At 54.0% G+C, this 14,866-nt stretch carries 8 protein-coding genes; 6 read left to right on the top strand and 2 right to left on the bottom strand.

The genetic code is table 11. From position 1 onward, the window contains the following. Nucleotides 1–527 precede the first annotated feature (527 nt). From grpE to IGS51_RS07165, 6 genes are all read left to right on the top strand, one after another. On the top strand, nt 528–1,223 hold the full coding sequence (gene grpE, locus IGS51_RS07190) for a nucleotide exchange factor GrpE (protein WP_297077560.1): 696 nt from the start codon (nt 528–530) through the stop codon (nt 1,221–1,223). Nucleotides 1,224–1,604: 381 nt separating this feature from the next. Then, entirely contained in the window at nt 1,605–3,602 is a 1,998-nt protein-coding gene (gene dnaK, locus IGS51_RS07185; protein WP_297077558.1) for a molecular chaperone DnaK, read from the top strand. A gap of 300 nt (nt 3,603–3,902) precedes the next feature. After that, nucleotides 3,903–5,033 carry a molecular chaperone DnaJ gene (dnaJ, locus tag IGS51_RS07180; RefSeq protein ID WP_172356232.1) on the top strand — a complete coding sequence of 377 codons (1,131 nt, stop codon included), beginning with the start codon at nt 3,903–3,905 and terminating at the stop codon, nt 5,031–5,033. Between the two features lie 9 nt (nt 5,034–5,042). Then, entirely contained in the window at nt 5,043–5,297 is a 255-nt protein-coding gene (locus IGS51_RS07175; protein ID WP_297077556.1) for a sulfurtransferase TusA family protein, read from the top strand. A 2-nt stretch (nt 5,298–5,299) separates the two neighbouring features. After that, nucleotides 5,300–6,418: a small ribosomal subunit biogenesis GTPase RsgA gene (gene rsgA / locus IGS51_RS07170; RefSeq protein WP_297077554.1), complete on the top strand. Its 1,119-nt coding sequence runs from the start codon at nt 5,300–5,302 to the stop codon at nt 6,416–6,418. A gap of 1,062 nt (nt 6,419–7,480) precedes the next feature. After that, a complete protein-coding gene (locus IGS51_RS07165; protein ID WP_297077552.1) occupies nt 7,481–9,658 on the top strand; it encodes a GAF domain-containing protein in 2,178 nt (725 codons plus the stop codon). A 146-nt stretch (nt 9,659–9,804) separates the two neighbouring features. Here the strand turns inward: IGS51_RS07165 and IGS51_RS07160 are convergent, their stop codons facing one another. Beyond that, complete coding sequence (locus tag IGS51_RS07160; RefSeq protein ID WP_297077550.1) at nt 9,805–10,764, bottom strand: PRC-barrel domain-containing protein; 960 nt, start codon at nt 10,762–10,764, stop codon at nt 9,805–9,807. Nucleotides 10,765–11,005: 241 nt separating this feature from the next. Next, nucleotides 11,006–14,758, bottom strand: coding sequence for a chromosome segregation protein SMC (smc, locus tag IGS51_RS07155; protein ID WP_297077548.1), 3,753 nt, complete (start codon nt 14,756–14,758; stop codon nt 11,006–11,008). Nucleotides 14,759–14,866 lie beyond the last annotated feature (108 nt).

Below are 14,866 nucleotides of genomic sequence, written 5' to 3'. Positions count from 1 at the left end.
CCCTGAACGAGCGTGGATTATCACGAATGCCTCCAGTATTCCCCACAGAGGTCAATAAACTATCGTCGTTAGGGTACTCTGGATTAGGTAGCTGATGGGCTGGTGAATCGATGCATTCTGTATAGCACAGCCCAGACTCATCCGTTACACAAACTGGGATAAACGGTTTAGACCTGATGGTTTGTCCGTTTGGCTGGGTTGTACAGGTACGGGCGATCGCTCTGAATATTTCTGATATTAGGGATATTGGGAATAATGGATATTCGTCTGTCGCGTCAGAATTCTTAAAACCTGAGGCACAATACATAAAAGTAGAAGCGTTGCAAGAGTACATCAAGAAGAAGGGCGACGAAGGGTTAATTTCAGAGAGAAAATGAGTAGGCTAAGGAGCCAGATCCTACAACAGGCTCGATTTCAGACTCTTGATGGCAAACTTCCGAAGGGGCTGCTCAAAGCTCGACCCTAAAGCAACAGCCCCTTCGACTCAGATTTTGTCCAGTTCACAAAATGACATCCGTTAGGCAAGCATGATCGAAGAAGAGAAACAACCGATGGAGGGTGATGACGTGTCCGCTGAGAGCAATAGCGTGGAAAGCGAAGTCATGAATACCGAAGCAGTCGATCCGTCTGCCTCGACGGTCGAAGCCTCGACTGAGCCTCAGGTGGAGGTCGTCGCGGAGGTTTCCAGCGGAGATTCTTCGGCGCTCGTCGATGAGCTAAATCAAAAAGTGGCGACGCTAGAACAGCAGCTTGAAGAGTGGACAAATCACTGCAAGCGGATTGCGGCGGATTTTGAGAACTTCCGCAAGCGCACCCAAAAGGAGAAAGAAGACCTAGAGCAGCAAATTAAGTGCAAAACCGTTGAAGAACTGCTGCCTGTCGTCGATAACTTTGAACGAGCGCGATCGCAGATCAAGCCCCAGGGCGACGAAGGCATGGCGATTCACAAAAGCTATCAGGGAGTCTACAAAGATCTGGTAGAACGGCTCAAGCGCATCGGCGTTTCTCCAATGCGCTCTGAGGGCAAAGAGTTTGACCCAAACCTGCATGAAGCCGTCATGCGGGAGCCGTCCGAAGAATACGCTGAGGGCACAGTGATCGAGGAGCTGGTGCGGGGCTATATGTTGGGCGATCGCGTCTTGCGCCATGCAATGGTCAAGGTTGCCGCCGCTGTCGAACCTTCTGACGACAGCAGCAGCGCCGACACATCATCCGAGGGATAAAACCAGACCAAGACTCCGCTCAAGAATCTTCTAGCTGACCACTGTGTATAGCTGATGTGGATAGCTGACCATTGTGTAGTAGACGAGTAGTAGACGAACTGTGTAAGAGGTGAGCGCTTTTCAACAATCGTCCTGAGCGACTCAATTAACCCTGACTAAGCCAAGAGGTCTTTAGCAAAATCCAGGTAGACTCGCCCCAAAAACTCAGCCTGAAAAACCCACCATTCGGCAAATCTCCTGTTTTTTGCGGAGCCTCTAGAAATATTTTTAAGCGCGACTGATTAAATTCCCGAACAATTGCGGAATACTTGCTAAGAGTTGAATCAGCTTCTGGTCTCCGACTCATTCACTTGAAATCTGATAGCCGCTACTAGCTAAATTATGGGAAAAGTCATTGGCATCGACCTGGGCACAACGAATAGCTGTGTTGCTGTCCTGGAGGGCGGTCAACCCGTTGTCATTTCCAGCTCAGAGGGAGGACGCACCACTCCTAGCATTGTTGGTTTTGGCAAGAACGGTGAGCGGCTCATAGGGCAGCTTGCCAAACGTCAGGCTGTGACCAATGCCGAAAACACCATTTTCAGCATTAAACGGTTTATCGGACGACGCTGGGACGACACGACCGATGAGCAAAGCCGAGTCCCTTACACCTGCGTCCGAGGGAAAGATGACACGGTGGACGTGCAAATTCGCGGACGTTCCTACACACCCCAGGAAATTTCCGCCATGATCCTGCAAAAGCTGAAGCAGGACGCTGAAAACTATTTAGGAGAACCAGTCACCCAGGCGGTTATCACCGTACCGGCCTACTTCACAGATGCCCAGCGCCAGGCCACCAAAGATGCAGGCACTATTGCAGGGCTAGAAGTGCTGCGGATCATCAACGAGCCAACCGCTGCGGCTCTATCCTATGGACTGGACAAACAGGATCAGGAACAAAGCGTGCTGGTGTTTGACTTGGGCGGCGGGACGTTTGATGTGTCCGTGCTGCAACTCGGTGACGGTGTGTTTGAGGTGAAATCCACCTCTGGCAACAACCACCTGGGCGGCGATGACTTTGACAACGTGCTGGTTCAGTGGCTCATGTCCAGCTTCCAGCAGCAAGAAGGGATCGACCTCTCTAGCGACAAGATGGCGCTACAACGCTTGCGCGAAGCTGCGGAGAAGGCCAAGATCGAGCTTTCGAGTATGCTCACGACGACCATCAACCTGCCGTTCATTACAGCCGACGAAACCGGGCCGAAGCATCTGGAGATGGAGCTGACCCGCGCCAAGTTTGAAGAACTGGTGAATGATCTGATCGAAAGCACGCTTGAACCTGTCGAGCAAGCGCTTAAGGATTGCGGCCTGAGTGCAAATGATTTAGACCGCATTTTGCTGGTAGGCGGCTCTACCCGGATTCCAGCAGTTCAAGAAGCCATCAAGAAGTATTTCAACGGCAAAGCTCCCGATCGCTCTGTCAACCCTGATGAGGCAGTTGCCTTGGGTGCGGCAATTCAGGCAGGCGTTTTGGGCGGCGAGGTAAAAGACCTGCTGCTGCTGGACGTAACGCCGCTTTCGCTGGGGATTGAAACACTCGGCGGCGTGTTTACTCGCATCATCGAGCGCAACACCACAGTTCCCACCAGCAAGACCCAGACCTTCTCTACAGCAACCGATGGACAGACCTCGGTTGAGATCCATGTTCTGCAAGGGGAACGGGCGATGGTGAAGGACAACAAGAGCCTCGGGAAGTTCCAACTGACGGGGATTCCGCCCGCCCCACGCGGCGTACCGCAAATCGAGGTGTCCTTTGAAATCGATGCAGACGGTATTCTGCAAGTCAGCGCCCGCGACAAGGGCACAGGTCGGGCGCAAACGATCCGTATCACCAACACAGGCGGACTCAGCGAGTCTGAAGTGGAACGGATGCGGATGGAGGCAGACCTCTATGCCGAAGAAGATCAGAACCGTCGTCTGCTAGTGGAATATCGCAACCAGGCCGATATCCTGTTCAGCAATTATGAGACGACGCTTCGCGAGAATGGCGACTTGATTCCCGAAGCGTATAAAGCAGAGGCTGCTGAAAAAGTGGTAGAACTGCGAGCGGCGATCGCCGATCGGACGCTGGATGTAGACATCATGAAGGCTCGCTTGGATGCGCTCCAACATGCCCTGTTTGCGATTGGTTCGGCGATGTATCAACAAGCCATGCATCATGGATCAGATGCGAACGGCGACTATGCGGGCTATGGCAGCGACCCAGACGGCTATGACGATCCCACGGTTGCCTGGCCCAACGGCAGTGGAGAACCGGAACTTACAGAAGCGTTCAACGAAGACGACTTCAGCTTCGAGACAGACGAAACCGTGACGGCTGACTACGAGGCAGTGGATTAGGGCAGCGAATCGCGTATTCCCGCTTGAGGGGCATTGGTTGCGCTGCACGTCTCAGGAGCGTTGACTCCCGAAAGTCTCTGGTTTGCCAATTTCTCCGGGTTGGCAGGGGCTGTAATGGCTAGCCGCTATATGGGGGGATTGGTTCGGTTATGCCCACTTCAATGACGGGGTGCGATCGCAAACAATTCGTTACGATGTAGGATGTGGGGAATTGGGTGGCCGAATCGCCTGTTTGCACGGCGCTGGCCTGGTTTCCCCGACTCTATTCACGCCAAATTACTCAACCCCCAGCAGCGTTCTATGGCCCGTGACTACTACGACATTCTGGGTGTCTCTCGCGATGCCGACAAAGAGGAGCTAAAGCAAGCCTATCGACGGCTTGCCCGCAAGTATCACCCCGATGTCAACAAGGAGGAAGGCGCTGAAGAACGTTTCAAAGAAATTAACCGCGCCTACGAAGTGCTTTCAGAGCCAGAAACTCGCGCCCGCTACGATCGCTTTGGTGAGGCAGGCGTTGGCTCTGCGGCTGGCGCAGGCTATCAAGACTTTACCGATTTAGGCGGCTTTGCAGATCTATTCGAGAGCTTCTTCGGCAACTTTGCGGGTGCGGCTCCGGGTCAGCAGGCCCGCCGTCGCAGTGGCCCCACCCGTGGCGAAGACCTGCGCCTTGACCTGAAGCTGGACTTTCGTGAGGCCATCTTTGGCGGCGAAAAGGAAATTCGCATCAGTCACCTGGAAACCTGCACCAACTGTAGCGGATCGGGCGCAAAGCCAGGGACACGCCCCAAAACCTGCACAACCTGCGGCGGCGCGGGGCAGGTGCGGCGGGCCACCCGAACCCCCTTTGGCAGCTTTACTCAGGTGTCTACCTGCCCCACCTGCAACGGCAGCGGGCAGATGATCGAAGAAAAGTGCGACGTGTGTGGCGGCAGCGGACAAAAACAGGAAGCCAAAAAGCTCAAAATTACAATTCCCGCTGGTGTGGACAATGGGACGCGGCTCCGCATTTCTTCTGAGGGAGATGCAGGAATGCGGGGTGGCCCACCGGGCGATCTTTACGTTTTTCTGTTTGTCAACGACGACGCGGAGTTCCAGCGGGACGGCATTAACATTTTGTCGAACCTGAAGATTAGCTACCTGCAAGCGATTCTTGGCTCGAAGTTAGAGGTAAACACGGTCGATGGACCTGTAGAAACTATTGTTCCGCCCGGAACCCAGCCCGGAACGGTGATTACGCTTGAGAATCGCGGCGTGCCTCGTTTGGGAAACCCCACGAGCCGGGGCGATCATCTGATTACGGTTCAGGTTGATATTCCCACTCGCGTTTCGGCAGAGGAACGGAAGCTGCTGGAGGAGCTTGCCAAACTGCGGGGCGATCGCATCGGCAAGGGCGGCATGGGCTTCCTAGACAATCTGTTTCACAAGTCTTGAGCAGGATGCATGACGGAATCTTCCCCAGTCCCAGATATCCAGCTTGACCTGCGCGGCACGCCCTGTCCGCTAAATTTTGTGCGAACCAAGCTGCGTCTAGAAAAAATGCCTGCTGGATCGCTCCTGGAAGTGTGGCTTGATCCAGGAGAGCCGATGGAGCAGGTGCCCGACAGCTTGCGAATGGAAGGATACCTGATCGAGCAAGTGCAAGAGCGACAAAGCGGAGACAGCGCTTATTTTGCCCTTAGCATTCGCCGTCCCTAGTTATGGGTACAGATTGCCAGTCCCAGTCGCTCGTTGAGGCCACGGTTCAGCAGGTAGGGTCGCAACGGATCACGGGTACAGTGCTGGCGGTGCAGGCTAATTACTACTTTGTGCGGCTAGACCCAGGCTGCTATCCGCCAAACACGGGGGATATGCTGCTATGTACCCGGCGATCGCGCCTGCGAAAAATCGGGCAGCAGGTTTGGGTGGGCGATCGCGTCGAAGTTGAAGAACCCGATTGGGCCGGACAGCGAGGGGCGATCGCCCAAGTGTTTCCTCGTCGCTCTGAACTGGATCGTCCGCCCATTGCCAATGCCGATCAGATTTTGCTGGTGTTTGCCCTGGCAGAACCCGCACTCGATCCCTTCCAACTCAGCCGCTTTTTGGTCAAGGCCGAATCCACAGGGCTATCGGTGTGCCTGTGTTTGAATAAATGCGACCTGCTGACGGAGGCGGAACTAGCGGCGTGGGGCGATCGCCTGCGACAGTGGGGCTATTTGCCGCTGATGATTAGCGTGCGCGAAAATATCGGGCTAGACAAACTTGCCCTTGACCTGGCAAAACAAATCACCGTCGTCTCTGGCCCATCTGGCGTCGGCAAATCCAGCCTGCTAAACGCGCTGATTCCAACGGTCGATCTGCGTGTGGGGGAAGTCTCCGGCAAACTCCAGCGGGGCCGCCATACCACGCGCCATGTCGAACTGTTTGAATTGCCAACGGGCGGGCTGCTAGCTGATAGTCCTGGGTTCAATCAGCCCGATCTGGACTGCACTCCGGGGGATCTGGCCCACTACTTCCCAGAAGCCCGCCAGCGAATGGCGCAAGCCGCCTGCCAGTTTAGCAACTGCCTGCATCGGGAAGAGCCAGACTGCGCCGTTCGGGGCGACTGGGAGCGCTATGAACACTATCGGATTTTTCTAGAAGAGGCGATCGCCCGTCAAGAGGCCCAAGAGCGCACCCGCAATACCGAAGCCACCACCAAACAAAAAAGTCGCCAAGACGGCCAGACCGAAATCGAGCCAAAGCTAGAGCGCAAGAAGTATCGCCAGCCCTCACGGCGAGTTGAGAAACAGCGTCTCAAGAACTGGGATGCAGATGGTGCAGATATAGATGTAGACTAGCCGAACTCTGAGAGATCCAGGGCAAACGTATACGCCAAGACTCTCGCGATAAGGGCGACTTTAGGACATCTTATTGCAAAAAATTAGAGGCGATTTGCAGGCGCTAACCGTTGAACCCCTCATTTCTTCCAGGACTTACGCACTTGCGATAAGCTCTTTGGGTTTTGGACAATTTCTCGCGGTCTGCGCCCGCAAGAAATTGTCCAACTGCGTAAGTCCTGTCTTCGTTAAGTTCGCGTTAGTATGCGTTTGCTCTGCTGAGAAATCCCCAGCGATTTGGTAACCGCAAGACTAGGCACGAGCCTGCGTGCTGAAAGCGATTGCCAAGTACTTAACATGCCTAACATGAAATTATTTCTTGGGTGCATATTAAAAATAGTTAACTTAAAGATAAGTTTTGCATAGAAAAGTTCAGCATAAGATCGTAGAGTCAACCTCTAAACTGCTTAAACTTTCATGTTAATTCTGCAATCATTGTTGGGAAACCTGAAGAAATAATAAGCCATGTTCAGCCAAACACAGCACAAGGCCTGATAAGCCTCTATGGAGAATACTGGGAGAATACTGCAAAGCGTTGCCAAGACTCCCATGAGATACCGGAACCGTGAGTCCTGGTTAACCTAAAGGTCTATCGACTGAGCCTACGCCTAGTCCTGCCTATCCGGCAGTGAATCCAGTGTCCATCTACTTGCTGTAACAGATGATGACGTAGAGGGTGATGAAATGTTGACCAATGATTAGTATCTTGTTGATTGGCTATAGTTCCTAACAATTGTTTCTCTGTTGGTTCCTCTAATGCACTGTTCTATTCTGTAGAGTTGATTCCGTTAGACTCACAGCTACCTTCTCGAAATCTCCTCATCAGCTTGTATTGGTTTCTATGCTCATTGCCCTTGTTTATCTTGCATGAGTCATAAAAGCGCTGACTCAAAAGCTCTGACTCATAGATCTAATCTGCGGCTGATAAACTCATAAAAAATTTGAGGCAGTTTCAATCAGCAATCAGGGGTTTCTAGAGGTAGGGTATGCAAACCGGCAATTTCTTCTCAAACACGCTATTCTATGAACCAACAACAACTAGAACAACTGCGAGCCTACTGTAGTAGCGATGCTGCTTTTGAGCAACTCCGGCAAAATCTATTGAGTTGGGCAGATATTTCTAAGGCAGAACAGCAGAAAGCACTGTTTCGAGTAATTACAAAAATTCGCGAATCCTTAGATCTAAACACAATTTTTAAGACGGCTGCAATTGAGGTTCGTCACCTTCTAAGTGCAGATCGTGTCGCGCTTTTTTGCTTTGAACCTAATTCTGGTTGGAATGATGGCGAGTTTTTAGCAGAAGATGTTGCCCCTGAGTTTAAATCAGTCTTGTTAGAAAAGGTTCACGATCACTGCTTTGGTGAGCGATACGCAATTGATTATCACAAAGGACGAATACAAGCCGTTAGTGATGTTCGCTCTGCAGGTTTGAAAGAGTGTCATATTGAGATTTTAAGTCACTTTCAAATTTGCGCCAATTTGGTTGTACCAATAATAAAAGAAGAAACACTTTGGGGTCTACTTTGCGTTCATCACTGCTCAGGTTCTCGCACCTGGACATCTGACGAAATCGAGTTTGCCAAGCAGGTTTCTACACATCTTGGTGTCGCACTTCAGCAAGCCAGTTTACTCGACAAAGTACGCTTTCAATCAGAGCAGCAAAAAGCCCTATTTAAAGTGGTTTCTCGAATTCGAGAGCCAATGGATTTGGCAACTATTTTTAGAACGGCTGCAACTGAATCTAGACAGTTGCTTGGGGCTGATCGAGTTGCAATTTTTCGATTTGCGCCTGATTCTAACTGGAATGATGGAGAGTTTGTATCAGAGAGTGTTGAGCAGGGCTATGCATCAGTCTTAGCGGAAAAGGTTCAGGATCACTGTTTTGGCGATCGCTACTCTGATGCTTACCATCAGGGACAAATTCAGGCAGTTGCTGATATTTATTCAGCAGGTCTTCAAGCGTGCCATGTTGACGTGCTGTCACGCTTTCAAATCCGTGCCAATTTGGTTTTACCGCTTTTGCAAGGAAGTTATCTGTGGGGCTTATTGTGTGTTCATCAATGTGCTGAACCGCGCTTCTGGGAAGCGGAAGAAATTAAATTCGCCAAGCAGATTGCAGCCCAGCTTAGTGTCGCGCTAAAGCAGGCAGAACTACTAGCTCAAGCTCAACAGCAATCTGTGGAACTTTCGGCTGCATTAGATCATCTCAAAAAGGCACAAACCCAGTTGATTCAAAGTGAAAAAATGTCAAGCTTGGGGCAGCTTGTAGCTGGGGTTGCCCATGAAATTAATAATCCTGTTAACTTCATTCACGGCAATATAAGCTACGCTCGCCGCTATGCCCACGACCTAATGGAGTTAGTTAAACTTTACCAAAAGCATTATCCAGAACCGGTTAACGCAGTGGGCGATCGCGCTGAAGAGATTGATCTGAATTTTCTCATAGAAGACTTCCCTCGAATTTTAGCTTCTATGCAAGTTGGGGCTGAGCGAATTCGCAGTATCGTGTTATCCCTTCGGAATTTCTCACGGCTGGACGAAGCGGAGATGAAAGTAGTGGACTTGCACGAGGGGCTAGAAAGCACACTCCTCATTCTGCAATATCGCCTGAAACCCAAGTCGGTTTCTAACCCTGCGAACAATATTCAGTTGATTAAAGAGTATGGGCAGTTGCCGCTAGTTGAGTGCTATCCTAGCCAGCTCAATCAAGTATTTATGAATTTGCTCAGCAATGCCATTGATGCCCTAGAGGAGCAGATTGGAGCAAGAGAAAAGGCAATTCAAGAAGGAATGAGTAGTGACGTCGATAGTCTGCGCCAACCCACCATTACCATCCGAACCAAACTATGCGATCCCAGACTGTGCGATCAATGCGATCAACTGCACGAACACCATCACCTTGAGGGCGATCGCCCCCAGTACGTTTGCATTTGCATCGCCGACAACGGCCCTGGGGTTCCTGAAAAACTACAACCCAAACTATTCGATCCCTTTTTCACCACCAAGCCTATCGGAAAAGGCACAGGGCTAGGCCTCTCAATTAGTCAGCAAATTGTCTGCGAACGTCATCATGGCACGCTGCAATGCATCTCGCAGCCTGATACGGGTACAGAATTTCACATAAGAATTCCGATTCATCAGCACAAGGTCATGCAGGAGAATCTCAAACCCTCAGGCGCACTGAACCAAGCAGAACAGTAGCTATGGAGCCATCACCATGACAACGCAGTGTCTGGGCTTTCGGAACCTGTGCCAGGCAATCAGGCTCAATCCTCGAATATAAGCGTCGTGGAACAAATCCTAAGCCCCTGAACCCTGCTATGGCGACTCACCCTGAGTGACTTACCTTAATAATCCGCATCTTCCTCGTATTCCACGACCTTTTGCCGTTCGGGAATATTCAACTGCGGTGCGCGATAGGGCTGGGGGTTGTCGTCATCCTCCCACACGTCGTCCAGTTCTTCTTTCATCGGCGGCTCATAGGCATCGGCATCTTCATAAGCCTCTGCATACTGTTGGCGACGGGGCGGCTCGTTCCAGTTATCTTCCGGCTCATCGCGGTAGAGCGGCTCTGGCTGGCGCTGACGCAGCGGCTCCTGGATCGGGCGGCGGGGTTCTTCCCACGTATCGTCATCCCAGGTCGATTCGCGGGCAGGCGCACGCATCGGCTGAGGCGCAGGGGTACGCACACCCGTCGGCAACTGGTTAGACGTAGACACCGGCATAATGTAGTCCTCTTCGTCGCGCTCCCACGGCGGACGACCAATGCCGATGCGCTCCAAAAAGCCCACGCTAAGCTGCGACATCTTTTGCTCCGCGCCTTCAAACACAATCAGGCGATCGGGGCCGCTGCTCACCACCTCTTCGATCGACAGTTCGTAGGTGCTAACCACCTGATCGGGAATAAAGGGAAACCCAATCGAGGCGATCACAATAGACTCAAGCTGACCATTTTCGACGTTGAACCGGAAGCCCCGCACCTTGCCCAGCAGTTCTCCCGTCTCAGTGATCACTTCGCTGTTGATCAGGCTGCTATACGCTTCTGTGTCAACTTCATCCTCTACCGCAGAGTCGTCATCGACTAAAATCACGTCGCCGATCTGGCGAATGTTCGCAAGATACATCATCTGCTGCGTGCCAGACACCACGCCCGATAGGATGCTTTCCCGCAAACCGATGGCAACCACCTCGCGGCGATCGACATCCACCCAAAGCTGGCTTACGACACCCAGGCGCTTGCCAGTGTCGCGGGTGATGATTTGCGTTCCAAGGAGGTCTGAGCGTTGGCGGATTTGTTCAGATGTCATTGTCGAGTCCTAACCTCGAACTGGTTGAAAGAGTTCGATTGAAATATGAATACAGTAGATACGGTCAGATATCAATACTAAGCCAATCTTAACCAAACTCGAACGTTTGGTAAGTCTGTCTTGAGTTCGGAAAGCCGCCCTTGGGGGTAATGGGGCAAGAGACGGAAAAAACGAAAAGTGAAAAACGAAAAACAGAACCTCTTCGCTCTTCATTCTTCGTTCTTCGCTCTTTCCTCCTCCCTCACCCCGAAACATTCTGCTGCAAGTCGATGCCCAGCACCTGCGTATAGGCTCCCCGCGCCTGGGTCACGCCGATGGTGCGCTGGGCGGCTTCGATCATCGGGCGGCGCAGGCTGACAACGATGAACTGAGCCTGCTGGGCCTGGTGCTTAATCATACGGGAAAGACGCTCCACGTTTGCGCCATCCAGGAACATATCCACTTCGTCGAAAGCGTAGAAGGGCGAGGGACGATAGCGCTGGAGAGCAAAAATGAAGCTGAGGGCAGTGAGGGATTTTTCGCCCCCAGACATGGAGGCGAGGCGACGGACGGGCTTGCCCTTGGGATGAGCAACCAGATTTAGCCCGCTGCCAAAGGGATCGTTGGGGTCGTCGAGTTGCAGATAGCCATCGCCGTCGGACAGTTCGGCAAAAATGGACTGAAAGTTTACGTTCACCGCGTCGAAAGCCTCCTTGAAGGCTCGCTGACGCAGGGTGGTGAAGTTTTCGATGCGGAGGAGCAGCTCGCTGCGCTCTTCGTCCAGCGTGCCCAGTTTTTGGCTGAGGTCTTCCAGGCGCTCCTGGGTGCGCTCATATTCCTCCAGGGCCAGCATGTTGACGGGTTCCATGTTTTCGATGCGGCGCTGGAGCGATCGCAGTTCGTGCTGCAATTCGCCTAGGTCGGGCAGCGGATCGGGCAACTCTGGCAATGGGTCTGGCAACTCCGCCCGCTTTGCTTCTAGCGCTGCCTGGAGCGTGGCCAAGCTTTCGCGGCGGGTCTGTTGGGTTTCCTGGAGTTTTTGGCGCTGCCAGTCGGCCTGTTGCTGAGCGGTTTGGCGATCGCGCAAGAGACGTTCCGTGCGATCGCGCTGCTGTTTTTCCGACGCGAGGGAGGCCTCCAGCGAATCCAGCGCCGCACGGGTCTGGGCGATGGTCTGGCTGAGGGCGGTCTGCTGAGTCCCCAGCGCAGATCGCTGCTGCATCTGCGTCGTCTGCTGAGTGCGGAGATCGTGCAGCCGCTGATTTAGCTGGGCGATTTTTTCCTGGAGGCGCTGCCGCTGAATTTCCAGGTCTTGAACCCGCTGTTCGGCAGATCGCAGGGCAAGCTGGCGATCGCCCAGTTCTGCCTCCTGCTGACGAATAGTGGCTTGAATCTGCTGCCACTCGCTGTGGGTCTGGGATTGCTCTAGGTCTGCTAGGACTTGGCGCTGGCGCTGGAGTTCGGCTTCCTGGGTGGGCAGGTCGCGCTCCAGCGTTTGCAGGCGATCTTCGGCGGGGCCAAGCTCCTGGCGGTTTTGCGAAAGCTGGGTGCGAAGCTGCCCTTCTTGGGTCACCAGCGCTGCCAGTTGGGTCTGGAGTTGGTCTGCCTGGAGTTGTACTGCACGCTGCTGCTGGCGGGCCTCGTTGAGCGCTTGGGTGTGGGTGCGGACGGCTTCTGTGCCCTGGGCGATCGCCCCTTCACAGCGCCGCAGAATGGTGTCGATTTCCAAGAGGCGATCGCGCAATGTGGCCGCTTCGGCCGATTCTCCCGGCTGCACTGTGCCAAATCTCAGGGAGCCTTGCCGCTGGGACACGCTGCCGCCCGTCATCGCGCCGCTGGTTTCCAGCAGTTCGCCGTCCAGCGTCACAATGCGATATTTGCCCAAGTGCGGTCGCGCCTGTTCTAGCGTGCGAAAGACCACCGTGCTGCCAAAGACATAGGCAAACACATCCTCAAAGCGGCGATCGCAGTCAATCAGGTTCACTGCATAGTCCACAAACCCGTCTGGTCGGTTACCCTTTGGGATTTCCGTAAACTGCGGCACGCGGATTTTGTTCATCGGCAGGAAGGTGGCTCGACCCGCCCGCCGCTGCTTCAGCAGGTCGATGCACCGCGCCGCGATCCGGTCGTCTTCCACCACCAGATTGCCGAGGCGGCCACCCGCCGCAATTTCCAGCGCCAGTTGATAGGGTGAATCGACTCGCCCCAGTTGCGCCACCAGCCCGTGAACCCCGTCAATACCTGCGCTCAAAATCACCTGGCTGGCTCCGGTGCCCTGGGCCTCCTGCATCGCCTGAGTCTGGGCTTCCAGACGGTCAAGCTGGCGCTGTTTGTCGCGCTGCTCGTTCAGCAGGCGGGTCTGGGTGTCTTGCTGGGTGCGGAGGTCTTGCTCGGCTTCGGCAAGCGCTTGAGCGAGTCGCTGCACCTGGGTTTCAGCCTCGGCCCGCTGCGCTTCAACGGTAGATTGCTCGGACTGCTTTTCAGCCAGCGATTGGGCAATCGCCCCCAGCGCTTCCGTCTGTTCCTGAATCTTGGCGCGAAGCTGCGACACCCGCTCTTGCAGCCGCGCCTGCTCCGTGCGCTGCGGCTCAATTTGGTTCAGCAACTCCTCCATCTGGCGACGCAGGGCGGCTTGCTCCTGCACCCAGGCCTCCGACGCTTCGGCGATCGCGCTGGACTGTTCCCGGCTGGCTTGCAGGGCCCGCTGAGCGCGATCGCGGGCCGCCTGGAGGGCAGCAATTTCCTGGGTTTCGATGCGCTGCTGATCCGCAGAAGCCTGTTCTAGCATCTGCATTTGCTCCTGAAGCGCCTGCTGCGCCTGGGCAATCTGCGACATCGTGTCGCGGCTCGCCGTCAGGAGATCCTGCTCTTGCCGCTGGAGCTGGCGCAGTTCGGCTTCGTGCGTTGCCAGGGTAGATTGCAGCGCCAACTGCTCATCTTCGCCCAGCGCCTTCACCCGCGCATTCAGCCGCTCTAGCTCAGCAGTAATTTGCTGAATTTCGGTCGCCAGCGCCGTCAGTTGTGTAGCAGTGTCCGCCAGAGCGCGATCGCCCTCCTCGATCTGCTGCTGGAGCTTCTGCGCCTGGTCTTGCTGACTCTGCCAGTTCAGCACCACTTCCCACTGACTTTTGGACTGAAACTCGGCTTTGAGTCGCTTATATTTCTCTGCCTTGAGGCGATCCTGAGCGAGGCGATCGCGCTGCTCGATTAGCTCCCGCTCCACAATGCGAAACTTCTCTTCTCGCTCCTTCACCGCATCTAGCTTGTCCTTTGCCTGGGAAATCTTGCGGTCAAACGCCGCCACGCCCGCCAATTCATCAATAATTTCCCGCCGTTCACGGGGGTTCATGGAAATAATGCTGGTGACATCGCCTTGCAGCACCACGTTATAGCCTTCGGGATAAATCCGAAAGCGGTGAAGCTGCTCATGCAGTTCGTTCAGCGTGCAGGGCTGTCCGTTGATGTAATAGTTAGAGGTATAGGTTCCCTGCTGCGTCACCCGCAGCTTGCGCGTCACGCTCCATTCGTTGAAAGGAACCATCGCCGGAGCAACACTGAGCTGGCTGGCATCCGGCTTTTTGCCGCTGCCGTTGCTAGGACTGCCGCTCCCGTGATTGCCGTGATTGCCGTGATTGCTATTCAAATATCCGTTCTGCAAGGCGGCATCCACCGGGCCATTGCCTTCACCAAAGGCCAGGTCAGCGCTGGGCAGAGAATCGTCATCGCCCTGGTAGGCCGCGATGTCTTCTTCATCCAGCGCAAAGGTAACGGTGACACTGGCTTCTACCGTGCTGCGGCCGCGGCTAGCGACGCTCTGGTTCACCAAGTCTGGCAGACGCTCTGCCCGCATTCCTTTGGAACCCGCCAACCCCAGCGCAAACAGCAGCGCATCCAGAATATTCGACTTGCCCGATCCGTTTGGGCCAGAAATCACAGTAAACCCCGGCAGCAACGGAACCTGCGTTGTGCCACCAAAGGATTTGAAGTGGGATAATTCTACGCGCTTGACGTGCACAAAGGGGCAGGAACAGAGAGGTTGATACGAATATACTAATTCGCTGGACTACTGAACACCAGTTTTAACAAAAAAACTTGGCCTTGAGCCAGGAAGCCACCATAAAGT

The sequence above is a fragment of the Thermoleptolyngbya sp. M55_K2018_002 genome (assembly GCF_015295965.1).
Classification (GTDB): Bacteria; Cyanobacteriota; Cyanobacteriia; order Elainellales; family Elainellaceae; genus Thermoleptolyngbya; species Thermoleptolyngbya sichuanensis.
The sequence above is the reverse complement of the archived record's forward strand: the minus strand, read 5'-3'. Positions and strand labels throughout refer to the sequence as shown.